18 protein-coding genes are annotated in these 24,117 nt (G+C 62.8%); 6 read left to right on the top strand and 12 right to left on the bottom strand.

Features of this window, described 5'->3' with window-relative positions; genetic code table 11:
• Positions 1-36: 36 nt before the first annotated feature.
• The 4 genes from ABWL43_RS28920 to ABWL43_RS28905 form a co-directional block, all read right to left on the bottom strand.
• Entirely contained in the window at positions 37-3,006 is a 2,970-nt protein-coding gene (locus tag ABWL43_RS28920; protein ID WP_404486030.1) for an autotransporter domain-containing protein, read from the bottom strand.
• Between the two features lie 153 nt (positions 3,007-3,159).
• A complete protein-coding gene (locus tag ABWL43_RS28915) occupies positions 3,160-3,831 on the bottom strand; it encodes a GNAT family N-acetyltransferase (RefSeq protein ID WP_404486028.1) in 672 nt (223 codons plus the stop codon).
• Positions 3,832-3,841: 10 nt separating this feature from the next.
• Entirely contained in the window at positions 3,842-4,288 is a 447-nt protein-coding gene (locus tag ABWL43_RS28910) for a GNAT family N-acetyltransferase (protein ID WP_404486026.1), read from the bottom strand.
• Positions 4,285-4,923, bottom strand: coding sequence for an FMN-binding negative transcriptional regulator (locus ABWL43_RS28905; protein WP_145158274.1), 639 nt, complete (start codon positions 4,921-4,923; stop codon positions 4,285-4,287). Before ABWL43_RS28905 ends, ABWL43_RS28910 begins: the two co-directional genes overlap by 4 nt.
• 87 nt (positions 4,924-5,010) lie before the next feature.
• On the opposite strand from ABWL43_RS28905, the gene ABWL43_RS28900 reads away from it, so the two are divergent.
• Positions 5,011-6,603: a PLP-dependent aminotransferase family protein gene (locus ABWL43_RS28900; protein WP_404486024.1), complete on the top strand. Its 1,593-nt coding sequence runs from the start codon at positions 5,011-5,013 to the stop codon at positions 6,601-6,603.
• Here the strand turns inward: ABWL43_RS28900 and ABWL43_RS28895 are convergent.
• The 7 genes from ABWL43_RS28895 to aspA all read right to left on the bottom strand — a co-directional run bounded on the left by ABWL43_RS28895 (position 6,559) and on the right by aspA (position 19,078).
• Positions 6,559-11,151 (bottom strand): dermonecrotic toxin domain-containing protein, encoded by a 4,593-nt coding sequence (locus ABWL43_RS28895; RefSeq protein ID WP_404486022.1) that lies wholly within the window; start codon positions 11,149-11,151, stop codon positions 6,559-6,561. The two genes, ABWL43_RS28900 and ABWL43_RS28895, sit on opposite strands and share 45 nt — an antisense overlap.
• A gap of 295 nt (positions 11,152-11,446) precedes the next feature.
• Positions 11,447-12,538 carry a polyamine ABC transporter substrate-binding protein gene (locus ABWL43_RS28890; RefSeq protein ID WP_404486020.1) on the bottom strand — a complete coding sequence of 364 codons (1,092 nt, stop codon included), beginning with the start codon at positions 12,536-12,538 and terminating at the stop codon, positions 11,447-11,449.
• Positions 12,535-13,569, bottom strand: coding sequence for a histone deacetylase family protein (locus ABWL43_RS28885; RefSeq protein ID WP_404486018.1), 1,035 nt, complete (start codon positions 13,567-13,569; stop codon positions 12,535-12,537). Before ABWL43_RS28885 ends, ABWL43_RS28890 begins: the two co-directional genes overlap by 4 nt.
• Before the next feature lie 132 nt (positions 13,570-13,701).
• A complete protein-coding gene (locus ABWL43_RS28880) occupies positions 13,702-14,694 on the bottom strand; it encodes an AraC family transcriptional regulator (protein ID WP_404486016.1) in 993 nt (330 codons plus the stop codon).
• Between the two features lie 50 nt (positions 14,695-14,744).
• Complete coding sequence (locus ABWL43_RS28875; protein ID WP_242201203.1) at positions 14,745-15,722, bottom strand: asparaginase; 978 nt, start codon at positions 15,720-15,722, stop codon at positions 14,745-14,747.
• Positions 15,723-15,808: 86 nt separating this feature from the next.
• A complete protein-coding gene (locus ABWL43_RS28870) occupies positions 15,809-17,260 on the bottom strand; it encodes a sodium:alanine symporter family protein (protein ID WP_145158252.1) in 1,452 nt (483 codons plus the stop codon).
• Positions 17,261-17,653: 393 nt separating this feature from the next.
• Positions 17,654-19,078, bottom strand: a complete 1,425-nt coding sequence (aspA, locus tag ABWL43_RS28865) for an aspartate ammonia-lyase (RefSeq protein WP_025854459.1) — start codon at positions 19,076-19,078, stop codon at positions 17,654-17,656.
• A gap of 182 nt (positions 19,079-19,260) precedes the next feature.
• On the opposite strand from aspA, the gene ABWL43_RS28860 reads away from it, so the two are divergent.
• The 5 genes from ABWL43_RS28860 to ABWL43_RS28840 all read left to right on the top strand — a co-directional run bounded on the left by ABWL43_RS28860 (position 19,261) and on the right by ABWL43_RS28840 (position 23,086).
• A complete protein-coding gene (locus ABWL43_RS28860) occupies positions 19,261-20,184 on the top strand; it encodes a LysR substrate-binding domain-containing protein (protein WP_106575908.1) in 924 nt (307 codons plus the stop codon).
• 346 nt (positions 20,185-20,530) lie between these two features.
• The gene (gene purE, locus ABWL43_RS28855; RefSeq protein ID WP_003195648.1) at positions 20,531-21,022 is read left to right on the top strand and encodes a 5-(carboxyamino)imidazole ribonucleotide mutase; all 492 of its coding nucleotides are present in this window, start codon (positions 20,531-20,533) and stop codon (positions 21,020-21,022) included.
• 12 nt (positions 21,023-21,034) lie between these two features.
• Positions 21,035-22,120 carry a 5-(carboxyamino)imidazole ribonucleotide synthase gene (locus ABWL43_RS28850; protein ID WP_404486013.1) on the top strand — a complete coding sequence of 362 codons (1,086 nt, stop codon included), beginning with the start codon at positions 21,035-21,037 and terminating at the stop codon, positions 22,118-22,120.
• A gap of 106 nt (positions 22,121-22,226) precedes the next feature.
• The gene (locus tag ABWL43_RS28845; RefSeq protein WP_010168336.1) at positions 22,227-22,472 is read left to right on the top strand and encodes a GlsB/YeaQ/YmgE family stress response membrane protein; all 246 of its coding nucleotides are present in this window, start codon (positions 22,227-22,229) and stop codon (positions 22,470-22,472) included.
• A gap of 77 nt (positions 22,473-22,549) precedes the next feature.
• Positions 22,550-23,086, top strand: a complete 537-nt coding sequence (locus tag ABWL43_RS28840) for a DUF3299 domain-containing protein (RefSeq protein ID WP_106575906.1) — start codon at positions 22,550-22,552, stop codon at positions 23,084-23,086.
• A 117-nt stretch (positions 23,087-23,203) separates the two neighbouring features.
• Here ABWL43_RS28840 and ABWL43_RS28835 read toward each other — a convergent pair whose 3' ends face one another.
• The gene (locus ABWL43_RS28835; protein WP_404486010.1) at positions 23,204-24,103 is read right to left on the bottom strand and encodes a D-hexose-6-phosphate mutarotase; all 900 of its coding nucleotides are present in this window, start codon (positions 24,101-24,103) and stop codon (positions 23,204-23,206) included.
• Positions 24,104-24,117 lie beyond the last annotated feature (14 nt).

The following is a 24,117-nucleotide window of genomic DNA, read 5'->3' as shown; positions in this document are numbered from 1 at the left end:
CCCTGATTCGCGGGAGTTGTCTTTAGTGCTGAGCGATTAAAAACTCATCTGCCATTGGCCGACCAACGCGTGATTGCGGCTGTTGCTGCCCATCTCGCCGGTGTAGCCCAGGCCTAGGCTGTGGCGCGCCGACAAGCCGACGTCCAGCCCGGCTTCGAGTAGCAGGCTATTGCGGTCCAGGGCGCTGCCTTCGACATTGAACGCCGTGCCGCCGGCCAGGAAAGCCTGACGCGTGCTGCTGTCGACATCGCCGTAGGTGTGCTTCCAGCCGGCGCTGACACGGGGCGTGAGGCTGATGCCGTTATCCAGTTGGCTGAGGTGCGCCAGGCGCAAACCGAATGTGCTGCTGAAATTGTCCTGGGTCTGACCGTCGACATGCAGCGCGGCGGCGCCGCCTTTTTCGTTGTAGCTGTCACGCTGGTAGCGCTGGTAGCCGAGGTTGGCGAATGGCTCGGCACTCAGGTGCCCGCTGCCCATGGCGTAGCCGAGTTCGGCAAAGGCCTGCTGGCTGTTGGCGTCATAGTCGCCTTTGGGGCGGTCGTTGAAACCGTTGAAGGCCACCGTGCGCTTGCTGTCGCCCTGGTGCCCGCTGTAAGCCGCGCCCAGGCGCAAGGCCAGAGGCCCACTCTGGCGCATGGCGTAGACGCCGGCGTGCCAGCTGTCGACGCTGCCGTCCACGCCGGAGGTGTCCAGGTCGGTCTTCGAATAGCCGCCCAGCAAACCCACGCGCCAGTCGCTGTCGAGGGCCCAATCGGCCCCCAGCACCGTGCCTTTGGTGCGTTGGGTCAGGCCGTTGCTGCCGTGCTCGCCATCGAGCTTGCCGTAGCTGCCGATGCCCTGCAGCCACAGGCGACCGCGCGCGTTCGGGTCATTGAGGTTGCGCGCCTCGCTGGGTACGCCGCTGGCGGCGAGCACTGGGGTGTCGCGCTGATCAAGCCCGACCATCAAGCCCGCGCCGCCGCCCAATTGATGCATCGCCGCAAGCATGCTGTTGCCTACTTGGGCGCTGGCGCCGAGGGTGGCGCCAGTGAGGTTGGCAGTGCTGCTGCCGGCCAATTGCTCGATGGCTGCACCTGCCGTGGCGGTGGTGGTGGAGAGCAAGGCGTTATACAGCGGATTGTGAGTGCCCAGGCCTGCCAGGCTGTTAGCCGCGCTGGCGCCGTTGCCGGTACTGGCGAACTGATTGAAGGCAATGTCGTTACGGGTGTACGTGAGGCCGACTTGAGTCGGGCTGTAATCCAGGCTCGGCGTGAGGAATGCATAGTCGCTGGTGACGGTACCGAATTGACCCGTGATGCTGCCGGCTTGCAGCACGGTGTAATGGCTCTGCCATGGGTACGTGCCGCTGGCAGGGTTGATTGCCAGCGTCGCGCCATTGAGGTTGGCCGTGCCGCCTACCTTGATCGGCGCGCTGCTGCCATCGGCATTCACGCCATAGGCCAGGGTCGAGCCGCTGCCCATCGTCAAGTCGCGGGCGATGGTGGCGGTGCCCAGTGCGGTATTGGTTTGCAGCGTGCCGTTGACCACCAGGCTGCCCACCGAGCCACCCCCAGCGTAAATACCGCCGGCATCGACTGTCACGTTACCGGCAATGCCACCCTGGTTGATCAGTTTGGCACCGCTGTAAATCTCGCCGCCGTCGCTGAAATCGCCGCTGCCGGTGAGGGTCCAGGTGCCTTGTTTCACGGCCAGCCATTCGAAGTTACGGCTGTCACCGAAACTGCCGCCTGCAGCATCATCCAGGCTCAGTCGGTCGTAGCCGGCGCCGCCATCCACCAGGCCGACAAAGCGGCTGCCATTGAGCAACACCAGCGTGTCATCGCCGCCGCCCAGATCCAGAGCCAGGCCATTGCTGCCGCTGATGGTGCCGCCGTTGATCACGGTGTCGGCAAAGTTGCCGACAAACTTCACGCCAAAGCCATTCAGACCCTGAATGACGCCGTGGTTTTCCAGGGTGGTCGCGGCAACGCCCGGGCCGTCGCTACCGTCGTCCACCAGGATCGCGTTGTTGGCGCCGCTGACCCGCGCACCTTTGGCGTTGTACACATAGCCGCCGCCCAGGGCGATGCCTTCGCTGCCGTTGGCAAAACCATTTTTGTCGACACCGCCGGCACCGATGCCCTGGATGATGCCGTAGTTTTCGATATGCGCGATTTTGTCGATGTCCACGCCATCGCCGTCGCCATCCGGCTGTAACCCGGAGAACGCGCCGGTGATGGTGCCGTGGTTGATCACCGTGCCGTCGCCGTCGGAGCCAAAGCCCGAGCCGTTGCGGCCAATCACCGTGCCGTAGTTGGTCAGCGACGCACCCAGGTCAGTGGTGATGCCATGGCGACCGCCGGAAATCAGGCCGTAGTTGGTCACCGTCACACCGGTGGCGGAGTCGATATCGACGCCGTCGAATTTGTCATCGCGCGAGAACGTGTCGCCGGTGGAGATCTCGCCGTAGTTGGTAATGTTCGCGTTGGCGCCGGTCTTCATGCCGTCACTGGCATCGCCACGAATCAGCCCACCGGCGCGGTTGATGATCGTGGTCGTCACGTTGGCGCTGCGGATCGCATCCAGGTCGAGCCCTTGGCCGGTGGCTGAGCGAATGGTGCCGCTGTTGTCGATCAACAAACTGCCGCTGGCAAAATTGCTGTTGATACGCAGCGCGTCATTGGCGCCCTGGATCACACCGCCCGCGAGGTTGTAGACGCTGTAGTTGCGCGCCCCGGTGAGCGTGCCCGAACTGTCGATAGCGCGCCCGCCGCTGGAGACCAACTTGCCCGCGTTGGTGATCACCACGCCCGCGCCGCTGGTGCCGTCCTTGAGCGTGACGGCCACGCCGGAGGTAGTGAGGCTGCCCGGCGCTGTGGTGGTCAACGAATCACTGCCGGTCAGGGTTTGCCCCGTGGAGGTGGGCGTGTCGATCTGCACGGTTTTGGTCGGCGCAGGCGCCGCTTCAGCAAGGCCGCTGGCCAATAACGTGATGGCGAGTGCGAGGCGGTGGGGCGACGGGGGCATGACGGACGACCTTGTTATGGAAACGAGTCGACCTGTATAGCGAAGGGGGGTTGCAGGAATGTGTCGGAGAGATGACAGCAGTGGGCCCGCAGCAGATCAACTGTGGGAGCGAGCAAGCCCGCTCCCACAGTGGTTTTGTGTTGTGGCTGAGAATCAGGCCCGGCACTCGGCCAGTGTTTTCAGTTGGCCAGAACCACGCTGGTTCGCCTCGGACAGCCACGCTTCAAACCCCGCCCCAACGGTTGGCCATTCCGAGTCCAGGATCGAATACCACGCCGTATCGCGGTTCTGTCCCTTGACCACCATGTGCTGGCGGAACACGCCTTCAAAGCTGAAGCCCAAGCGCTGCGCCGCGTATTTGGAACGGGCATTGGCGTTGTTGCACTTCCATTCCAGGCGACGGTAGCCCTGCTCGAAAGCGTATTTGGCCAGCAGGTACACCGCCTCGGTGCTTTTGGGCGAGCGTTGCATCGACGCGCCGAAGGTCACGTGGCCGATTTCGATGCGGCCCTGGGCCGGGACGATGGACATCAGGCTGAGGATGCCTTGCACCTCGCCGCTCTGGCGGTCGATCACGCTGAAGAAATACGGGTCGCTGTGCTGGGCATGGTTGGTGAGCCAGGCATCAAACGCGGCGCTCTCGGGGAAGGGGCCGTAAGGCAAGTAGTCCCAGAGCTTCGGATCGGCGCCCGCGCCTTCAAGGGCCCGAAACAGGCCATCGCCATGGCGCGCGGGGTCGAGTTTTTCCAGGCGGATAAAACGCCCTTCGAGCACTTGAACGGTGGGCGCGGGAACGCCTTTCCAGTCGGCGGGTGAGATAGGCATGCGGGGCTCCTTAAAGACCTTTGCGAAATTGGATAAAGCCAGGACGTTCGGCAATGCGTTCGTAGAGTTGAATCGCGGTGGCGTTGGTCTCGTGGGTCAACCAGTGGACCTTGCAGCAACCGTCAGCCTTGGCGGTGGCGTAGACAAACTCGATCAGCTTGCGACCCACGCCGCTGCCGCGTTGGGCCGGCTCCACCAGCAGGTCCTGCAGGTAGCAGGAATTTTCAATGCTCCAGTTGGAGCGGTGGTAGATGAAGTTGACCATGCCCACCGCCTTGCCGTCCTGCCAGGCCAGGGCGGAATGGGTCGGCTCACTGGCATCGATCAGGCGCTGCCAGGTGCTTTGGCTGACGGCGTCGGGCAATTGGGTTTCGTAGAACCTCAAGTACGCCTGCCACAGTGGCAGCCAGGCGGCATGGTCGCCGGCGGTGACGGGGCGGATATCGATCTGGCTCATTCTGTGCCTCCTTGAGGGATAAAGCGCGCGAGCGTCTGATCGCGCACATCAATGCTGGCGGCCAAGCCCTCGCGCACGCCGTTGATATCGGCCTGGCTGCGGTTCTGGCTGAGTTTGCGTTTGCCGATCAGGCGCTCGATGGGCAGGGCGAAGCCGACGATGGCCTTGAGCATGCCGTCAATGTAGTCGGCGGGGGCATCGCTGACGCTCCAGGGCTGGGCGCGGTTGCCTTCGTGGCGATCGGTCAGCGCCGTGACCACCGCAAGTAAGCGCTCGGCATCGGCAAATACCTCGGCCTTGCCGTACGCATGCACGGCGATGTAATTCCAGGTGGGCACCACTTTGCCGTGCTCGGCCTTGGCCGGGTAAAACGCCGGGCTGATGTAGGCGTCGGCGCCGGCAAAGATCACCAGGGCTTCGCTGCCATTTTGCAGGTCGCGCCATTGGGGGTTGGCCTTGGCCATGTGCCCGTAAAGCGTACCGTTCGGGCCTTGATCGGGGTTGAGCAGCAGCGGCAGGTGACTGGCCTGCAGGCCCTGCTCGCCAAAAGTCACCAACTGCGCCAGGCGAGTGTGCTGGATCAGTTGCTGCAGTTCGGGCAAATCGTCGAGGGCAAAGGCGCGGGGTGTGTACATGGAAATATTCCTTGGCGAATGCCTGCATCCTAGGCAGGCTATTGGTCTGTTGTAAGAGCCAACTGGCACCAATTTCATAGGTCCAATATGTCGCCTATCACACCGCCGCTGTCATTCAACCCCGCTGGGATTGAGCTGGATCGCCGCCTGGGTTTGACGCGCCAGCTGTATGACGCCCTGCGCCAGCGCGTGTTGGACGGGCGGCTGGTCAGCGGCACGCGATTGCCCGCCACCCGTGATCTGGCGGCGGCGTTGTCGATTTCCCGCAACAGTGTGGTGCGCGCCTATGACCAGCTGTATGCAGAGGGATTTATCGAGAGCCGCGTTGGCGACGGCACCTACGTTGCCCAGTTGCCCACGCCGAAAAAACTATCCACAAAAGTATCCACAGGGTTTTCAACAGGCTTATCCCCAGCCTTATCCACAAAATGCGCGGATTTGCCGGAAGATCTGGACCATGAAGTTATCCACAGCACCAGCCTGGCGCGGGTAAAAACCAACCATCTGTCCCAGCCTCCGTCGGGGCCGCCACGGGCATTTCGCGTGGGTGTGCCTGCCTTTGATCTGTTTCCGTTTGAGGTCTGGGCCAAGCTGAATGGGGCTTTTTGGCGCAAACCGGACCTTGAGCAGCTGTGCTACGGCGACCCGGCGGGTGACGCGCGCCTGCGCGGTCTGATTGCCGCTTATTTGCGCAGCTCAAGGGGCATGCAATGTGCGGCTGAGCAAATTGTGATCACCTGCGGCGCGCAACAGGCAATCAGCCTTTGTGCACAGTTGCTGGTAGAGCCGGGCGATGGCGTGGCGGTAGAAAATCCGGGCTACCGCGCCGCCGGTCACGCGTTTGCCCTGGCCGGTGGGCGCCTGCACGGCGTACCCGTGGACGGCGAGGGCATTGACTGCCAGGTGCTCAATACCCTGAGCGATTGTCGCGTGGCGTATGTCACCCCCTCCCACCAGTACCCGTTGGGCGTGGTCATGAGCCTGGCCCGCCGCCTTGAACTGCTGGCCTGGGCCGAGCGCACGGGCGGTTGGATCATCGAGGATGACTACGACGGCGAGTACCGTTACAGCGGCGCACCCTTGTCGCCCTTGGCCGCGCTGGATCGCAAGGGGCGGGTGCTGTACGTGGGCACATTCGGCAAAGTGGCGTTTCCCGCGTTGCGTCTGGGTTACCTGGTGTTGCCGCCGGCCCTGGTGGATTCGTTTGCGCGGCGCCGTGCGGTCGACATGCGCCACTCGGAGGTCAGTACCCAGGCGGTGATGGCGGAGTTCATGGCGGCGGGGCACTTTCAGCGGCATATCCGGCGTATGCGACGCGCTGCGCTGAGCCGGCGTGACGCGCTGTTGAGCGGCTGGCCCGGTGAGCTGCCGGGCGTGAGCAGCCTGCCCACTGTCGCGGCAGGCTTGCACCTCACGGTGCGAGTGGACAGCCTCGCCCGCGAACAGCAACTGGTGGCGCAGGCCCACGCCGTGGGGGTCGAGGTCAATGGCTTGAGCGCCTATTGGCTGCCGGACTCCAGCACTGCTCCCGACCAGCGCGCCGGGCTGGTCTTGGGGTTTGCCGCCGTGCCGCCGGCGAGCATCGCGCAGGCGCTTGGGCGGTTGTACCGCGCCTGGGGTTGTCAGCCACCACCTTCAGCGCCGGGGCACCGGCAAGGCGGCCGTCTTGAAGAACAGTGATCGCGCCAGCAACGGCCCGATCTCACTGCGGTACACCGCGATGTTGTCGCGGTCATCGGCCTTGGCCGGCGCTTCATACTTGCCGCCCAGACGCCGCTGCGATTGGGTCTTGAGGTGCGCGGCGGTGTAGGCCTCCTCGGGACTGACCAGGTCCTTGTAGTGAAAGTGGGCGTACCACAGCGCATTCGAGTGTTTGGCGTCGAGGATTTCGTACTCCTTCAAATAGCCCTTGTGGCGGCCGGAAAGCTTGCTGCGTGGGCCTGGCAGCGGTTTGATGATGATCTCGTTTTCACGGTAAAGCAGTTCGACATGCGCGGCCGTCGGTGGGCGCTGCTTGAGCATGTCGAGCCGGGTGCGCAGGCCCTCGGCGTAGAGGCGTTTGATCGCGGCATCGAGGCTGCGGTTGATCAAGGCGGCCGACGGTGAGCCGCTTTCGGTCATATTGCTGGCGGTCAATGCCTCCTCAATGTCCTCGCCGGCCTGGGCCAGCTGCGCGGCGCGGCGGTGGAAACGCTCTTCAATCTCCACGGGCAGGCGTCTTGCCTCGCCGGCCAGGCGCTGGGTGCGCGTGATGAACTGTTCGACATCGTCGAGCAGCGCCTGAGCACTGGCGATACCGGCGGCCACGTTTCGCGACTGCGCCCGCGCAGTGGGCCGCGCCCCCGTACGCTCACGCTCAACCCATACCCCGTCCTTTTTATGAAACAGAGCAATCACCTTGCCGGTCAGTGCTTGCTTGACCTCCACCAGCGGGGTCGGTTCTCCCCGTTGTGGCGGGCGTTCTTCGCCGACCACGATGCCCTGGAAGCGGGTCTTGATCACCTTTTTCTGCGGTCTGGGCACAGGCGCGGAGGGGCCGGCAATTGCCGACTCCAGGGCCTTGCGCTCGCGCAGCAGCGTGGTCATTTGCTTGACCGCCCGTTGGGCGAACTCTTCGGTGAGCTGCTGCAAGGTCTCCAGGGCCGGGCGATGCACGTCCAGTGGAAAATCGGCCGGCAAATCGGCCAGGCTTTGATCCAGGCCAGTGAACTGGTCTACCAGGCTGTCGAGGACCTCGATCTGTTCATCCAGCGTGGCCAGATTGTCTGGCTGCAAGGCTTCGCACAGGCTCTGTACCGCCAGTTCCGCCCGGTCGACCATCTGGGCGATCACCGAACGGGCAGTGTCTTTGCTGGCCGAGGCGGCTTCATTCACGCAGAGGAAGCGTGACAGGGTGATCCGGAATGCCTTGAGGTCATCCAGCGTTATCTTGGGCAGCACTTGTTCGTGGCGCAGCACCAGTTCCACGCCTTTGACCCCCAGGGCGCGGGCCTCCTTGAACCGTGATTGCAGGTAACTGATGCGCTCAACCATGGCCTGGGTCGACGCGTCGACGGCACGGCAGTCTTCCAGGGCCATCGGGGTGTCTGGCAAGTCCTCGTTGTCCAGGTATTCAGACACGGTGTGCAGGCCGTCTCGAAAGCGGATCATCTGTTCGGCGGTGGCACTTCGCGCCAGGATCATCTGGTCATGCAGGTAGCCCAGCATGGCTTCCTGATACGTCGGCACGGTATCGAGAATGTTCAGCGATTTGAGCTGGGCAATCGGTACGTCCAATTCTTCCAGGCGCCTGCTGACGTGCGTCAGGTAGGTGGTGCGGGCCTCTGCGCGATCGGCCGGTGGCGCGTGATCGATGGCCTGCTGCAAACCCATCATGTCCTGGCGTCGTTGTTCGACCTGTGTGTCGAAGGCTGCCAGTTGCTCACGCAGTTCGCGGATTTTCGGCGGCCTCAGGCGCTGGCCTTTCTGTCGCCGACTGCGCATTCCGCCGCCGCGCAGGCGCAACCGGGTGTCGACAAACCATTGGCCGAGACGGTTGCCAATCAAGGCCGGGCCTTCGCGGTTCGGGTCTTTGGGGTCGATGATCAGCACGGTGTCGTTTTCATCGAGCGTCACTTCGAACCAGCGCTGCGCCACCGGGACGTACCACGCCTGGCCCTTGGGGTAGAGGTGCAGATGAGGGCCGGGCTGGGTGATTATGTCGCCCAGCCCTGCAGGTTTGGCCAGGCTGAAACTGTCCAGTGTCGCGTCCAGGCTGTTGCGGTTACGCGTGAGGGCGCCGCGGGTGTGGAGGTTGATGTCATGGTCAGTCGGCAGGTGCGCGGTGTCGAGCGTGGGGTGCTGGATGATCGGCGGTTTGGCCGGTAACGACGCTGCCGGCGGCGGGCGTTTTTCAGGCGCACGCGCCGGCGCGCGCTGCAGGCTGATGTGCAGCGCCAGGGCCATGCCCAGGGTCAGAAAAAAGTCCACGGCAGCACTCACGCCCGCCGTTTGATCGCCGCTTTGCCGGGCCTCGATAACCTGCTGCAGGTCATCCATGAGTTGCCAGATCCAGGCTGCGGCGCCCGCGGTGCGGCCCATGAACGGCAGCGCCGCACTCAGAACAATCCAGCCTGCATGCTTGAAGCTTTCCCAGCGAGCCTCGGCATTGGACACCGATTGACGGTCGGCCAGTGTCACCAGGGCGCGGGCGTTGGCGTTGTACAGCACCGCGAGGCAGTCCGCGCCCAGCGCCTGGGTGCCGAACTCAATCGGGCCGCTCATCACCATCGAACTCACCGGCTCGCTGAGCAGCGTCGGCAGGACCCAGGGTGAAGGCACGCTGCCGGGGAAGACAAACTGGGCGTAATCCTGGCGCACAGCGTCGGGCAACCAGGCCAGTACCGACTGGCGTAACGGCGTGTCCTGCTTGATGGCGTAAAGCAGGTTGGCCTGTGAAGGAAACTGCACCAAGGGTTCGTTGGACAATGGTCGATACAACAGACAAGGGCCACTCGCAGGGTCCTGCGGCCCAATGAGAAACATGTTATCGACGCTGTCGGTGGCGCCGCTCACGCGCCACCGGGGGCGCAGTGTCAGCGGCCGGATTACCACGGTGACGCCATCCACTCGGCGGTGTTGCGCGCTGCTGGCCATGACCGCGTGGACGTAGCGATAACCCTGTTCGTCAACGTCGAACAGGCCTCGAATCTTGTACTGCAGCGCCAGCAAGGGCAGTTGCAGGCTCAGTTGTCCGGCGTACAACTGTTGGCGCCGCAAGGCTTGCTCGGGATTGGCCAGCAGCAGTGTGTTGACCCGCTCGGGGTAGTGCTTGCCGATGTCTGCCTGGGTGACCAGTTGCTCCAGGTAGTCTGCGGTCATCCACGCGGGTGTCGGGCTGCCGTCCTGGTAACTCACAGTCTTGTTGCCCAGCGGCAGCGCGACGAGGTTTTGCAAGGCCAGCTCGACCAGGCTCAAGGTCAGGGTTTGCGTCTGGCCAGGCAGCGCGACGGTCCCCCACACGACTTGGCTGGTGATCGTTATTGTCACGCGGTCCAGATCCAGTGATGAGGCCTGCGGATGGTCCTTGATGAGCGCCGTGCGCAAGGCCGTGCGGGTGAAGTCGGTGAGGGTTGGCAGTTCGTCCATGAAGGTCTTGCCGTCGCTTTGAAGGCTCAGCGCGGCCAGGTCCATCATGTAGCGCCCGTAGGCTGACTGATCGGTTTCCGAGGCCTGCAGCAGCCAGGCCGGCAATGCCCGTCGCGTGGTGCCAATACGCGACTGATCGAGACGCGCCAGCTCGGCCCCTTGCATGCCGATAGCGCGGGCGGGCAACAGCGATTTGGGGGCCGCATCGGCCAGGTCGAGATCGCCCATGGCTTCGATTTGCAAGCTGATCAGGCTGCAGGCCTGGTGTTCGAAAAAGTTGCCGTCCGGTTCCAGCAAGCGCCAGTTCAGGGTTTTGCCGGGCAAGTCGGCGATATAGGGCAGCAGTGCCTGGCCGAAGGCCTCCAGGCTGGCAAATTTTGCATAGCCGGTATCGATCGAGTAGCTGAGGATGATGGTCTGTTCACCGTGATGCGCGATCAGTACGGCCATGGCCGTAACGCTGATGTGCTGGGCGCCGCTGGCGTCCTGCGCATCGATGTCCACCAGGTAGGCGCGTGTCGCGTACGGGTCGTGGGGCTGGCGCTTGATGAACTCGGGACAGTGGAACACCGCCCGTGCCACGGCGCAGTCGTCGGCGTTCCAGCCATGAACCTCCTGCACGTTCCACACATCGCGCAGCGACTGGGCAAATAGCTGCCAGCGTGGGCCGGTGGTGCCTGCGCTCTGGTTCCAGAAATCTATCTGTTGCTCCTGGAAGGCCACGAACAGCAACGGCGCGAGCTCATTGATCAGTCGGCCTATCGCGTCGATCCTGACGGGCAGGTGCACATCGGGACCATTGCCTGAGGGGTACGCCAGGTAGTGTTCGCGATCAAGGTAAGTCACGGGCACGCGGGAGATTGCACTGCGTGTCAGGGCGCCGGTGAGGGTGTCCGTTGCCGGCTTGGCGGGGATGATGTCGCCGCCCAGTTCGAGCCATTGCGGGGCGTTGACGATGGCCAGGTCCGGGTTGATATCCAGCTCCGGATACAGCTCGCGCAGCGCCGCACGCAAGGTGGTGCAAGCCACTTCACGCAGGGACGGGCCGGTGGCCAGCTGCGCTAGTAATCCGCTGTTTTCGGTTGGAACGAGGTCTTTCATGGGCACTCCTTGGCCTTGAGAAATACGCGAGGTCGCCCGTGGGCCTCAGCGCGCAGACCCTGGCTGTAGCGGTTCCTGGCTGATCTTGCGGCGACAATCGCGCTCACGTTAGGCGCGATGAGGAGGGGGCGGGCATTACTTAGTTAGCGGCGGCGGTGAGTGTGCGTTGCCTGTGGCCGACGGGCCCAGCGACCAGGGAGGTTGCAGCGCTGCTCGGGTGGCAGGTTCTTTTGTGAGCCGCTGGGTGGCGGACAGTCAGTCTCAGGGTCACTGACTGTCCGTTGGCGGTGGGGTGTCAGGTGCCCGACTTGATTTTGGTCCAGGCCCGCGTGCGAGCGCGCTCGGCATCGCGCCCCAGTGGTTTCAAGGTGTAGAGCGTGGCCATGGCCGCCTCGGTCGGGTACAGGTTGGGGTTGTTGCGAATCGACGCATCCACCTGCTCGGTCGCGTCTTTGTTGGGGTTGGGGTAGCCGACAAAATCGCTGATCGGCGCGATCACCTGCGGTTGCAGCAGGTAGTTGATAAAGGTGTAGGCGTCCTGCGGGTTCTTGGCGCCTTTGGGGATGGCGAGCATGTCGAACCAGATCGGCGCACCTTCCTTGGGCAGGCGCATGTCCACGGTCACGCCGTTCTTCGCCTCTTTGGCGCGGTTGGCGGCCTGGGAGAAGCTGCCGGAATAGCCAACGGCCACACAGATGTCACCGTTGGCGATATCGGCCATGTATTTGGAGGAGTGGAAGTACGTGATGTAGGGGCGGATTTTCATCAGCAGCGCTTCGGCTTTTTCATAGTCCTTGGGGTTGCTGCTGTTGGGGTCAAGGCCCAGGTGTTGCAGGGCCAGCGGCAGAATCTCCGAAGGCGAGTCCAGCAGCGCGACGCCGCACTGCTTGAGCTTGCTGATGTTTTCTTCCTTGAAGATCAGGTCCCAGCTGTCCACCGGCGCGTTGTCACCCAGCGCGGCCTTGACCTTGGCCGTGTTGAAGCCGATGAGAATGGTGCCGTACATGTAGGGCACGGCGAATTTATTGCCCGGGTCGTTGGCTTCGATCAGCTTCATCAGCTTGGGATCGAGGTGGTTCCAGTTCGGCAGCTGGCTGCGGTCCAGCGGTTGGAATACGCCGGCTTCGATCTGTTTGGCCAGAAACACGTTGGACGGCACCACCACGTCATAGCCGGAGTTGCCGGTCAGCAGCTTGGCTTCCAGCGCCTCGTTGGTGTCGAAAATGTCGTACACCAGCTTGATGTCGGAGTGCTGTGCCTTGAAGTCATCCAGCACTTTGGGCGTGATGTAGTCGAACCAGTTGTAGACCCGCAGGGTTTTCTCTTCGGCATGCGCCGCGCCACTGATAACGGCGGCGCAGAGCACGAGTGACTTGAGCATGTTCATTGGGCTGCCCCTTCAAAACCTTCGAGAACGTTGACGGCGTTGATGCCGATTTCTTCCACCGCATAACCGCCTTCCATCACGAACAGCGTGGGTTTGCCCAGCCGAGCGATACGCGCGCCCATGGCCAGGTAGTCCGGGCTGTCGAGCTTGAACTGCGAGATCGGGTCGTCCTTGAAGGTGTCCACACCCAGGGACACGACGATGATGTCGGCGCCGTAGCGCGTAATTTCCTGGCAGGCCTGCTCCAGCGCGGCGCTCCAGGTGTCCCAGCCGGAGCCGGCGGGCAGTGGATAGTTGAAGTTGAAACCTTCACCCGCGCCGTCGCCCAGCTCATCGGCATAACCCAGAAAAAACGGAAATTCCGCTTCCGGGTGGCCGTGGATCGAGGTGAATAGCACATCGCTGCGCTCATAGAAAATCGACTGGGTGCCGTTGCCGTGGTGGTAATCCACATCGAGAATCGCGACTTTTTTGTGGCCCTGATCGAGAAAGGCCTGGGCGGCGATGGCGGCGTTATTGAGGTAGCAATAACCGCCCATCAAGTCGCTGGCGGCGTGATGCCCCGGCGGGCGGCACAGGGCGAAGGCGCTGTGGGCGCCCTGTTGGATGGCGGCCTGGGCGGTGAGGGCGACTTGCGCCGCGCTGTAGGCCGCTTGCCAGGTGCCGGCGGTAATCGGCGCGCCGCCGTCGAAGCTGTAGTAACCGAGCTGCCCGTGCAGGCTGGTGGGCAACACGCGGCGCAAGGTGCGGGCGGGCCAGGTGTAGGGCAGCAGGTCGCCGTCCTGGCCAAATTCGGTCCAGCGCTCCCAGGCACCTTTGAAGAAATCCAGGTAGTCACGGCTGTGAATGCGTTGCAGCGGTGCCAGGCCAAAGTCCTGTGGCGCGTTGACCGGCCCCAGTTCACGGTCCTTGACCCGTTGCAGCACGTGGTCGGCACGCGAGGGCATCTCAAAGCACGGCATCAATTGCCCGTCCATCAGTTCGCAACGGCCGTGGTGCAGGTGGTGATCGTCCGAGTAGATCGTCAGCATTTGTTGTTCTCCGCAGGCTGTATCGGTGGATGCAGTCTTGCGGCGGACGCCGTTTATGAGAATGGCAGGAGCGGCCAAAAGGGGATGAATATGGCCAAATTGTCTGTCCGAAATTCGCCCCTCAATGGGGCGTCACGGTCGAAATTGGCTCGGCGCCACGCCACTCCAGCGGACAAACGCATGCCTGAAACTCGCGGTTTCACTGAAGCCCAACGCCTCGGCAATCCGATAGATCGGCCATTGGTCTTCGGCCAGCAATTGCTTGGCGCGCTCAAAGCGCAGCTCGTCGAGCAGTTCCTGATAGCTGCATCCCAAATCGTGCAGATGCCGACGCAGGGTGCGCGCCGAACAGTTCATCTGCTCGGCCAGGCCTTCCAGGCCAGGTGCTGCGTTGAGTTGGGCGGTGAGCAGCTGGCGAATCCTGCTCAGCCAGGCCTGGCGCCCGGTGAACTCCAGGTTCTGTTTGCGGCAGCGCTCGGCCATGGCCTGGTGGGTAATTGCGTCAGCCAGCGGCAGCGGCCGTTCGAGCCAGTGCTTGTCGAAGGCAAAGGCGTTGGCGGTGGCCTGAAACTGCAACGGGCAAGGGAAGCGCTCGGTGTAGCGCGTGCGGTAGTCCGGGGCGTCATGTTCAAAGCGTGCGGCGAGCAGCGGCAGGGGCTGGCCGAGCAGGTCGTCGCAGATCACCTTGAGCGAGGCCAGGCACAGTTCGACGTTGAACATTTCCAGCGCAGGGTTTTCGCGGTAATCGCTGGCGGTGAACCAGATGCGATCACCATCCTCTTCAAGGCTCAGCTCGAAAAGTGTTCCCAACAGCGCCGGATAACGCAGGGCCAGGCGCAAAGCGTCACCGAAGGTGGCACTGGTGAGCAGGGCGTAACCGAGCATGCCGTAGGCCGAAACATGCATTTGGCGCCCCAGCTCCAGGCCGACATCCTGGCGCAGGGCCACGGCGTTGGCACACACGCGCATCTCCTGATTGGTGGTAATGCGCGTGTCGGAGCGGCTCAGGTCCGCCGCGCAGATACCACTGCCGGCCAGCAGCGCCTCAAACGGCAAACCTTCGGCCTTGAAGGTGTTGAGCACCAAAGAAACGGCATTGAGGGTGGTGAGGTGGGAGTGCAGCATGGGAACTTCCAGCCAGGAGATGGCTGGAAGGGGAGCAAGTTACATGCCGGTCAGCTCAGTTCGCCGCACAGGTCCAGTTCTACCAGGCGGCGGACCTCGCTGATTTCGAGGCCAGCGCCGAGCAAGGCGTTGAGCTTGCCGAACACCGCTTCGCGGGTCATGCCGCCACCGGAAAGCACGCCCACGCCGCGCAGACGGCTGCCAGCTTCGTACACGTCCAGTTCCACGCCGCCCTCATGGCATTGGGTGATTGCGACGACGACCACACCCAGGTCCTGCGCACGCTTGAGGCTGGCGAGGAAGGCCGGGTTGTCACTCGGCCCGGTGCCGCTGCCGAAGCATTCGAGCACCAGCGCCTGAATGCCGCTGTCGATCAGCGCATCCAGTTGGCCGGCGGCGATACCCGGCACCAGCGGCAGCACGCCGACGTTGGCCAACGCTTTGGGCTGACGGTAATGCAGGGCGGCCGGGATCATTTCGGCCTGGGCGACACCCCCGTTGCGTTGCAGGGCAGCAAACGGGTGACGACCGAAACTACGGATTTTCGCGCAACGGGTCGGCGCCATCAGCGCGCCATGGAAATACAGCTGAACGCCCGGCGACAGACCTTCGCCCAACGCGTGCAGGGCGCCACTGACGTTTTCCCAGGCGTCGCTGTCGGGCACGCCGGCGGGCAGCATGGAACCGGTGAACACCACCGGCGCCGGCAGGCCGAGCAACTGGAAGCTCATGGCCGCCGCGCTGTAAGCCAGGGTGTCGGTGCCGTGCAGGATCAGTACCGCGTCGCAGCCCTCGTCCACGGCTTCAATCACCGCGACGCGCAGGCGCTGCCAGTAGGCCGGGGTCATGTTGGCGCTGTCGATCAGGGGCGCCATTTCCCGGAAGCGCCAGGCAGGCAGTGGCAGGGTGGCAAGTTGTTCGCGCATGCGCGCTTCAAAACCGGATGCCGGGGCCAGGCCGTTGGCGCTGGCTTGCATGCCGATGGTGCCGCCGGTGTAGAGCACCATGATGGTGTTAGCTGTGGTCATCGAGACTTCTCCTGAACGAAAAACGCCGCCGGGCCCAGAGCATGCCCAAGGCCGGGCGGCGTGTCATCTATCTAGGCTTGCTGCGCTCAGCGTGGCGCTTGAGCGTTCAGTTCAGCCGAGGCTTGAGCGCCAGGCTCAGGCTTCACCGGGTTCGCAGGCCAGGCCTTGCGGTCCAGGTCCAGGTCAGGGAACTGGCTGGAGTCGAACACCGGCGTCTTGATGCCTGCCGCGCGCTGGCCGTCGTAGTCGTTCAGGATGCGCATGGCGATCTTGAACAGGAACGCCAGGGCGAACAGGTTGACGAACGCCAGCAGGGTCATGGTGATGTCGGCGAAGGCGAACACGGTGCCGAGGTTCTCGATGGAACCCCAGAAAATCAGCACCAGCACCAGCGCGCGGTAGCCCATCAGCACCTTGCGGTTGTCGCCCACGATGAAGCGCAGGTTGCTCTCGCCGAGGTAGTAGTTGTACATGATCGAGGTGAACACGAACAACGCCAGGGCCACCGAGATGAACATCCGGCCCCAGTCGCCGACGACCGCCGCCAGGGAGTTCTGGGTCAGGGCAATGCCGTCGCCTTCAAAGCCCGGGGTGTAGAAACCGGAGAGCAGGATCAGCAACGCGGTGCAGGTGCAGATCACGAAGGTGTCCAGGAACACGCTGAACGCTTGCACCACACCTTGGGCGATCGGGTGTTCTACCGAGGCCACTGCCGCCACGTTAGGCGCACTGCCCAAACCGGCTTCGTTGGCGAACACGCCGCGCTTCACACCCATGATGATCGCGCTGCCCACCAGGCCACCGAAGGCCTGGTCGAGGCCGAAGGCGCTCTTGACGATGGTCGCGAGCATGGCCGGCACGTGGTCGAATTGCAGCACGATCACGTACAGGGTCACGGCGATGTAGACCAGCGTCTTGACCGGCACCAGCAGGTCGGCGATCGAGGCGATACGCTTGATCCCGCCAATGAACACCAGGCCCAGCAATACCGCCAGCGCGAGGCCTGTGTAGGTGGTGTCCAGGCCGAACGCGTTGTTCAGCGAGTGGGTCACAGCGTGGGCTTGCAGGCCGTTGAAGGCGAAACCGAAGGTCACCAGCAACAGGAACGCCATGACCATACCCAGCCAGCGCTTCTGCAGGCCGTGCTGAATGTAGTAGGCCGGGCCGCCACGGTAGGTGCCTTCAGCGTCGGTGCGCTTGTACAGCTGGCCGAGGGAGCATTCGATAAAGCTCGAGGACATGCCCACCAGCGCGGTGACCCACATCCAGAACACGGCACCGGGGCCGCCCAGCGTCACGGCGATACCGACGCCTGCGATGTTACCGGCACCCACACGGCCGGCCAGGCTGAGCATCAGCGCCTGGAACGAGCTGAGCTGGCCGGAGCTGCTCTTCAGGCTGTCTTTGAACACCGAGAACATGTGGAAAAAGTGGCGCAACTGAACGAAACGCGAGCGAATCGTGAAATAGCCGCCGAGCCCGACAATGAGCACGATCAGTACTTTCCCTGAGAGGAAGTCGTTGATGACTTCGAGCATGGAGTGTTCCTCGCTGATTTTTCTAATGGCAAAAACGCAGGACGGTGCGACGCATCGCTCGGCACCAGGCAGTGCACGACGCTTCGACCCCAATCCTTTTGCGGGTGTTGTTATTCATGCGGTTTCGCGCTGTCCAGGACCTCGTTACCGACAATCTCTGACGCGAAGAGGGGCGGCACTATACCTAGGAGAGCGTGATCCGTCTGCACGGGGCGATTAAAGGTTTCAGCCAAGCTGTTGCAGGCAAGGAGGGTTTGCAGGGCGATATTGGATTTTTTATGGGCGTCATTTCACAACCTTGAGGCAAAAAAAAGGGCCTGAAGAACGAGCCTTCAGGCCCTCAAAAGGTGAGAGGTGTCTAGTCCCTCAACCTGGTGAGCAGTGCAACAACCGTCAGGCCTTCAGCGGGACCAGACGTGGGGCAATCATGTTTTCGGGGCGCAGGATGTCGTCGAGCATGGCGTCGTCGAGCAAGCCTTCTTCGCGCACCAGTTCCAGCACGCCGCGGCCGCTTTCTAGGGCGATACGCGCAATGCGGGTGGCGTTTTCATAGCCGATGTACGGGTTCAGCGCGGTCACCAGGCCGATGGAGTGCTCCACCAGTTCGCGGCAACGCGCTTCGTTGGCGGTGATGCCGACGATGCAGTGTTCGCGCAGCATGTCCATGGCGCGTTGCAGCAGGCGGATCGAGTCGAAGATCTTGAAGGCGATCAGCGGCTCCATCACGTTCAGCTGCAGTTGGCCGCCTTCGGCTGCCATGGTCAGGGCCAAATCGTTGCCGATTACCTGGAACGCCACCTGGTTCACGGCTTCCGGGATAACCGGGTTGACCTTGCCGGGCATGATCGAGCTGCCTGGCTGGCGTGCCGGCAAGTTGATCTCGTTGATGCCAGTGCGTGGGCCGCTGGACAGCAGGCGCAGGTCGTTGCAGATCTTCGACAGCTTCACCGCGGTACGCTTGAGCATGCCGGAGAACAGCACGAAGGCGCCCATGTCAGAGGTGGCTTCGATCAAGTCGGCAGCCGGGACCACTGGCTGGCCGCTGATAACGGCCAGGCGTTGTACGGCCAGGGCCTGGTAACGCGGGTCGGCGTTGATGCCGGTGCCGATGGCGGTGCCGCCCAGGTTCACTTCGGTCAACAGCTCTGGCGCCAGGGTTTTCAGGCGGGCCAGGTCTTCACCCAGGGTGGTGGCGAAGGCACGGAATTCCTGGCCGAGGGTCATCGGCACGGCGTCTTGCAGTTGGGTGCGGCCCATTTTCAGCACGTGGCTGAATTCGACGCCTTTGGCGGCGAACGCCTGGATCAGGCTGTCGAGGCTGGCCAGCAGTGCGTCGTGGCCCAGCAGCAGGCCCAGGCGGATTGCGGTCGGGTAGGCGTCGTTGGTCGACTGCGCCATGTTCACGTCGTTGTTAGGGTGCAGGTACTGATATTCGCCCTTGTTGTGGCCCATGGCCTCCAACGCGATGTTGGCGATGACTTCGTTGGCATTCATGTTGGTTGAAGTGCCGGCGCCGCCTTGAATCATGTCCACCACGAACTCTTCGTGGAAATCGCCGCGGATCAGACGGGCACAGGCTTCGCTGATGGCAGCGTGCTTGGCTTCGCTGAGCTGGCCCAACTCGCGGTTGGCGTCAGCGGCTGCTTGCTTGACCATTGCCAGGCCGACCACCAATTTCGGGTAATGCGAAATCGGAACGCCCGAGAGGCGGAAGTTGTTCACCGCTCGCAGGGTCTGGATGCCGTAATACGCTTGAGCAGGTACTTCGAGTACGCCAAGCAGGTCTTTTTCTGTGCGGAATGATGCAGCGGAGGACATGACGGAAATCATCTCGATATGGACCCGGAACTGGCCGGAACGCTGCGAATGCTAGGCTTGTGGGAGTTTTTGGGCCAATGCTGTTAAACACTGGCCTATGCACAAACGGCATAATGTCGGTGTGACCCGGTTATCATGGCGGGCGTGTGTGCCAAAATGGTGCGTACCCGTGGGAGGAAGTGATGAACCTTGAGAGCAAATGGCTGGAAGACTTCAGCGCCTTGGCGGCGACCCGCAGCTTTTCCCAGGCGGCGGAACGGCGCTTTGTCACCCAGCCGGCCTTCAGCCGGCGTATTCGCAGCCTGGAAGCCGCGCTGGGCCTGACCCTGGTCAACCGCTCGCGCACGCCCGTCGAACTGACGGCGGCGGGGCAGCTGTTTCTGGTCACCGCGCGCACGGTGGTCGAGCAGCTCGGCGAAGTGCTGCGTCATTTGCATCATCTGGAAGGCGGGCAGGGCGAGGTCATGCAAGTGGCGGCAGCGCATTCCCTGGCGCTGGGCTTCTTCCCTCGCTGGATCGCGCAACTGCGCAATGAAGGCCTGAACATCGCCACGCGGCTGGTTGCCACCAACGTCGGCGACGCGGTGCATGCGCTGCGCGAAGGCGGTTGCGATTTGATGCTGGCGTTCTACGACCCGGACGCGGCCATGCAAATGGACCCGGAAATCTTCCCGTCGCTGCACCTGGGCAACACCGAAATGCTCCCGGTGTGCGCCGCCGATGCCGACGGCAAGCCGCTGTTTGACCTGGAAGGCGAGGGCAGTGTGCCGTTACTGGCCTACAGCGCCGGGGCATTCCTGGGGCGCTCGGTAAACCTGCTGTTGCGCCAGCGCTCCCTGCGCTTTACCACCATCTACGAAACCGCCATGGCCGATAGCCTCAAAAGCATGGCGCTGGAAGGGCTGGGCATTGCCTGGGTGCCGCAACTGAGTGTGCGTGCCGAACTGGCGCGGGGCGAACTGGTGGTGTGCGGCGGGCCGCAATGGCATGTGCCGTTGGAGATTCGTTTGTATCGCTGCGCGTTGGTGCGCAAGGCCAACGTACGGTTGTTGTGGCGCAAGTTGGAAGGTGGGGCGGCGCAGTCCCCTCCAGTTGAACGCGGTTAGTGTGGGAGCTGGCTTGTCGGATCGCCGCACCGCTGCGATGCAGGCGCCTCGGTACATCGGGCATATTCAGGTGATGCTGTCGCAGGCAAGCCAGCTCCCACATTGATCCAGTTTCCATGGTTTATCGGTAGTGTTTTCGCTGACCTGAAAGTCAATAAAACCGCTGGTTTGCGCCACTGGACAGATGGTCATTCCAGGGGCTGTTTATCTGGATTATTACGGTATACTGCGCGGCCTTCGGCCGGTCCAACCGGCCAAATTTCGTACAACAAGCCACGCCGGATTTCCTGCGTGGCTTGTTGTTTTTTGACGCGCCTGCGGGCGCCCAGAGAGAAGAGGCACGACGATGAGTGCATTGGTTGGCGTGATCATGGGCTCCAAGTCCGATTGGTCCACCCTTAGCCACACCGCCGATATGCTGGAAAAACTCGGCATTCCGTATGAAGTGAAAGTGGTCTCTGCCCACCGCACGCCGGATTTGCTGTTCCAGTATGCCGATGAAGCAGAATCCCGTGGCATCGAGGTGATCATCGCCGGTGCCGGCGGTGCGGCGCACCTGCCAGGCATGTGTGCGGCCAAGACCCACCTGCCGGTGCTCGGTGTGCCGGTGCAGTCGTCGATGCTCTCGGGCGTGGATTCGCTGTTGTCCATCGTGCAGATGCCCGCCGGTATCCCGGTGGCCACCCTGGCGATCGGCAAGGCCGGCGCGATCAACGCCGCTTTGCTGTCTGCCAGCATCCTGGGCGCCAAGCACCCGCAGTTTCACGCGGTGCTGAAAAAATTCCGTGCTGAGCAGACAGACAGCGTGCTGGACAATCCAGACCCACGCATCGCCTGAGGTTATTGATTGATGAAAATCGGTGTAATCGGTGGCGGCCAACTGGGCCGCATGCTGGCCTTGGCGGGAACCCCGCTGGGGATGAACTTCGCTTTCCTGGACCCGGCGCCGGACGCTTGCGCGGCGGCCCTCGGTGAACACCTGCGGGCTGACTACAGCGACGCGGATCACCTGCGCCAACTGGCCGAAGAAGTCGACCTGGTGACCTTCGAGTTCGAAAGCGTCCCGGCCGAAACCGTGGCCTTCCTGTCGCAGTTCGTACCGGTTTACCCGAGCGCCGAAGCCTTGCGCATCGCTCGCGACCGCTGGTTCGAGAAGAGCATGTTCAAGGACCTGGGCATCCCGACGCCGGCCTTCGCCGACATCCAGTCCCAGGCCGACCTGGACGCTGCAGTCGCCTCCATCGGCCTGCCGGCCGTGCTGAAAACCCGCACCCTGGGTTATGACGGCAAGGGCCAGAAAGTGCTGCGTACCGCCGCCGATGTGGTTGGCACCTTCGCCGAGCTGGGCAGCGTCGCCTGCCTGCTGGAAGGCTTCGTGCCCTTCACCGGTGAAGTCTCGCTAATCGCCGTGCGTGCCCGTGATGGCGAAACCCGCTTCTACCCGTTGGTGCACAACACCCACGACAGCGGCATCCTCAAGCTGTCCGTGGCCAGCACCGATCACCCGTTGCAGGCCCTGGCCGAAGACTATTCCAGCCGTGTACTCAAGCAGCTGGATTATGTCGGTGTGATGGCATTCGAGTTCTTTGAAGTCGACGGTGGCCTCAAGGCCAACGAAATCGCGCCGCGTGTGCACAACTCCGGGCACTGGACCACCGAAGGCGCCGAGTGCAGCCAGTTCGAAAACCACCTGCGGGCGGTGGCGGGCTTGCCGCTGGGCTCCACGGCCAAGGTCGGCGAAAGCGCCATGCTCAACTTCATCGGCGTTGTGCCGCCGGTTGAGCGCGTGATCGCGATCGATGATTGCCATCTGCATCACTACGGCAAGGCCTTCAAGGCTGGACGCAAGGTTGGCCACGCCAACCTGCGCTGCAAGGACCGTGCAACGCTGCAAGCTCAGATCCTCAAGGTCGAAGCGCTGATCGCCGAGCAATAACCTGAGGATCGGCGGGAACCATTGGTCACCGCCGTCTCTCTGATTGCAGGATGGCAAAGCCTGACTAGGCTTTGGCATGACTCACATTCAATCAGAGGGAAATGCCATGGGTATCATCGGAACCATCTTTATCGGCTTGATCGTCGGCCTGCTGGCGCGTTTCCTCAAGCCAGGCGACGACAGCATGGGCTGGATCATGACCATCCTGCTGGGTATCGCAGGTTCTCTGGTCGCCACCTACGGTGGTCAGGCCCTGGGCATCTACCAGGCAGGTCAAGGTGCAGGCTTTATCGGTGCGCTGATCGGCGCCATCGTGCTGCTGGTGATCTACGGTCTGCTGCGTAAAAAGTAATTAAGCGACAAAGCCCTCTGCGCTGCGCAGGCGCAGAGGGCTAGAATGCTCGCCACCTGTACTTGCCGAGCCTCACCATGCGCCGTCTTCTGTTGACTCTCCTCTTGCTGGGCTCTGGCCTGGCGCACGCTGGCGAACTGCCGGAAACCGACTGGCTCGACCTGATGCCGCTGTCGGACCAGAAAGCCCTCGAAGCCATGCCCGAGATCGACCACAACTCCCCCGAAGCCCAAGGCACGTTCACCGACAAAGGTGGCCTCAAGCAAAGCAAAGGCTTGCCGGCGGTGATGTATTCGACCAAGACCGTGGCCGCCATGAATGGCAAGAACATCCGCATCGGCGGCTACCCGGTGCCGTTGGAAACCGACGCCAAGGGCCGCAGCACGCTGTTCTTTTTGGTGCCGTACCCAGGCGCCTGCATCCACGTGCCGCCTCCGCCGCCCAACCAGTTGGTGCTGGTGCGTTATCCCAAGGGGTTGAAGCTGGATGACATCTACACGCCGTTGTGGGTTACCGGCACGCTGAAGGTGGAGAAGGTCAATAACGATTTGGCGGATGCGGCGTATGCGCTGGATGCGGGGAAGGTGCGAGCGGTGAAGGAATCCGATCTCTAAGCCACAACGCAAATCAGTGTGGGAGCTGGCTTGCCTGCAATGCAGCCACCTTGGTGTGACTGATACACCGCGGTGATGCTATCGCAGGCAAGCCAGCTCCCACATTTTGCTCGTTATTTACAAGGCGAGACTTGTGATGCTCACGCCCAGTGTGTGGCTTTCACCCGGCGCCAGTGCCACCACATCATCCAGCACATTCGCCGTTTCGATGCACAGCATGCCCTGCCAGCCGTCATCGGCCATGTCGTCGAACGCCTTGGCGCGTTCGGTCCAGGGGTTCCAGATCACGGTCGAGTTCGAGCCTTGGCTGGTGAGCTGGAGACGACGCTGCCAGTCTTTATCGACAATGCTCAACTGCGCCGGCGTGTCCAGGTAGATGCGGTCGGTCTCCGCGCTGAAGTGCAGCAGGCCCGACTGGGTCTTTTCGCTCCAGCCGTCGGCGGTGTCGATATAGGCCAGCCCGTCCAGGCCTTCGACCTGCACGTTGCGCACGTCGCTCACGGCGAAATAGGTGTGCAGCGCCTGGCTGAGGGTCACGGTGTCGCTGCCACGGTTGTGGCTGGTCAGGCGGATATGCAGTTGATCGTCCAGCAGCAGGCTCAGCTTCAGGTCGACCTGATGCGGCCAGCCGGGAAAGCCGCCCGCCGGCACCGGCAATACCAGGTCGACGCGCAATGCCTGGCCTTCGAGTTCGGTTGCAGCCAATTCCCACAGTGCCGTGCGCACAAAACCATGGGCCCCCGCGGGTTGGTCGCTTTGGCGCATCGCCTTCACGTTTTGCGGGTTACGGTCGAATACGCCAAACCATGGCCAGCACACCGGCACGCCGGTACGAATGCCTTTGCCCTGCTTGAATACCGCCTCAGGGTTCGGCCAGATCACTGGCTGCTCGCCCTGGCGCTGGTAACTGAAGATGTGCGCGCCCTGTTGGGCCACCATGACTTCGGCGCCGTTGTGGCGGACGCGCCAGCAGTCCAGCTCGTCGATTTTCACGGTTTCAACGTGGGGCGTAGGCATAGCAGTGCTCTCTC

Origin of the sequence: Pseudomonas sp. HT11, from assembly GCF_044875395.1 — a bacterium.
GTDB lineage: Bacteria > Pseudomonadota > Gammaproteobacteria > Pseudomonadales > Pseudomonadaceae > Aquipseudomonas.
This window is presented reverse-complemented; position numbering and strand designations above follow the sequence as displayed.

Bases quoted from the DNA above. Each gene is read 5' to 3' on its own strand.
- ABWL43_RS28880 (WP_404486016.1), bottom strand. From the start codon at position 14,694: ATGCTGCACTCCCACCTCACCACCCTCAATGCCGTTTCTTTGGTGCTC.
- ABWL43_RS28915 (WP_404486028.1), bottom strand. From the start codon at position 3,831: ATGCCTATCTCACCCGCCGACTGGAAAGGCGTTCCCGCGCCCACCGTT.
- ABWL43_RS28910 (WP_404486026.1), bottom strand. From the start codon at position 4,288: ATGAGCCAGATCGATATCCGCCCCGTCACCGCCGGCGACCATGCCGCC.
- aspA (WP_025854459.1), bottom strand. From the start codon at position 19,078: ATGTCCTCCGCTGCATCATTCCGCACAGAAAAAGACCTGCTTGGCGTA.
- ABWL43_RS28900 (WP_404486024.1), top strand. From the start codon at position 5,011: ATGTCGCCTATCACACCGCCGCTGTCATTCAACCCCGCTGGGATTGAG.
- ABWL43_RS28870 (WP_145158252.1), bottom strand. From the start codon at position 17,260: ATGCTCGAAGTCATCAACGACTTCCTCTCAGGGAAAGTACTGATCGTG.
- ABWL43_RS28835 (WP_404486010.1), bottom strand. From the start codon at position 24,103: ATGCCTACGCCCCACGTTGAAACCGTGAAAATCGACGAGCTGGACTGC.
- ABWL43_RS28905 (WP_145158274.1), bottom strand. From the start codon at position 4,923: ATGTACACACCCCGCGCCTTTGCCCTCGACGATTTGCCCGAACTGCAG.
- ABWL43_RS28890 (WP_404486020.1), bottom strand. From the start codon at position 12,538: ATGAACATGCTCAAGTCACTCGTGCTCTGCGCCGCCGTTATCAGTGGC.
- purE (WP_003195648.1), top strand. From the start codon at position 20,531: ATGAGTGCATTGGTTGGCGTGATCATGGGCTCCAAGTCCGATTGGTCC.
- ABWL43_RS28850 (WP_404486013.1), top strand. From the start codon at position 21,035: ATGAAAATCGGTGTAATCGGTGGCGGCCAACTGGGCCGCATGCTGGCC.
- ABWL43_RS28845 (WP_010168336.1), top strand. From the start codon at position 22,227: ATGGGTATCATCGGAACCATCTTTATCGGCTTGATCGTCGGCCTGCTG.
- ABWL43_RS28875 (WP_242201203.1), bottom strand. From the start codon at position 15,722: ATGACCACAGCTAACACCATCATGGTGCTCTACACCGGCGGCACCATC.
- ABWL43_RS28860 (WP_106575908.1), top strand. From the start codon at position 19,261: ATGAACCTTGAGAGCAAATGGCTGGAAGACTTCAGCGCCTTGGCGGCG.
- ABWL43_RS28840 (WP_106575906.1), top strand. From the start codon at position 22,550: ATGCGCCGTCTTCTGTTGACTCTCCTCTTGCTGGGCTCTGGCCTGGCG.
- ABWL43_RS28885 (WP_404486018.1), bottom strand. From the start codon at position 13,569: ATGCTGACGATCTACTCGGACGATCACCACCTGCACCACGGCCGTTGC.
- ABWL43_RS28920 (WP_404486030.1), bottom strand. From the start codon at position 3,006: ATGCCCCCGTCGCCCCACCGCCTCGCACTCGCCATCACGTTATTGGCC.
- ABWL43_RS28895 (WP_404486022.1), bottom strand. From the start codon at position 11,151: ATGAAAGACCTCGTTCCAACCGAAAACAGCGGATTACTAGCGCAGCTG.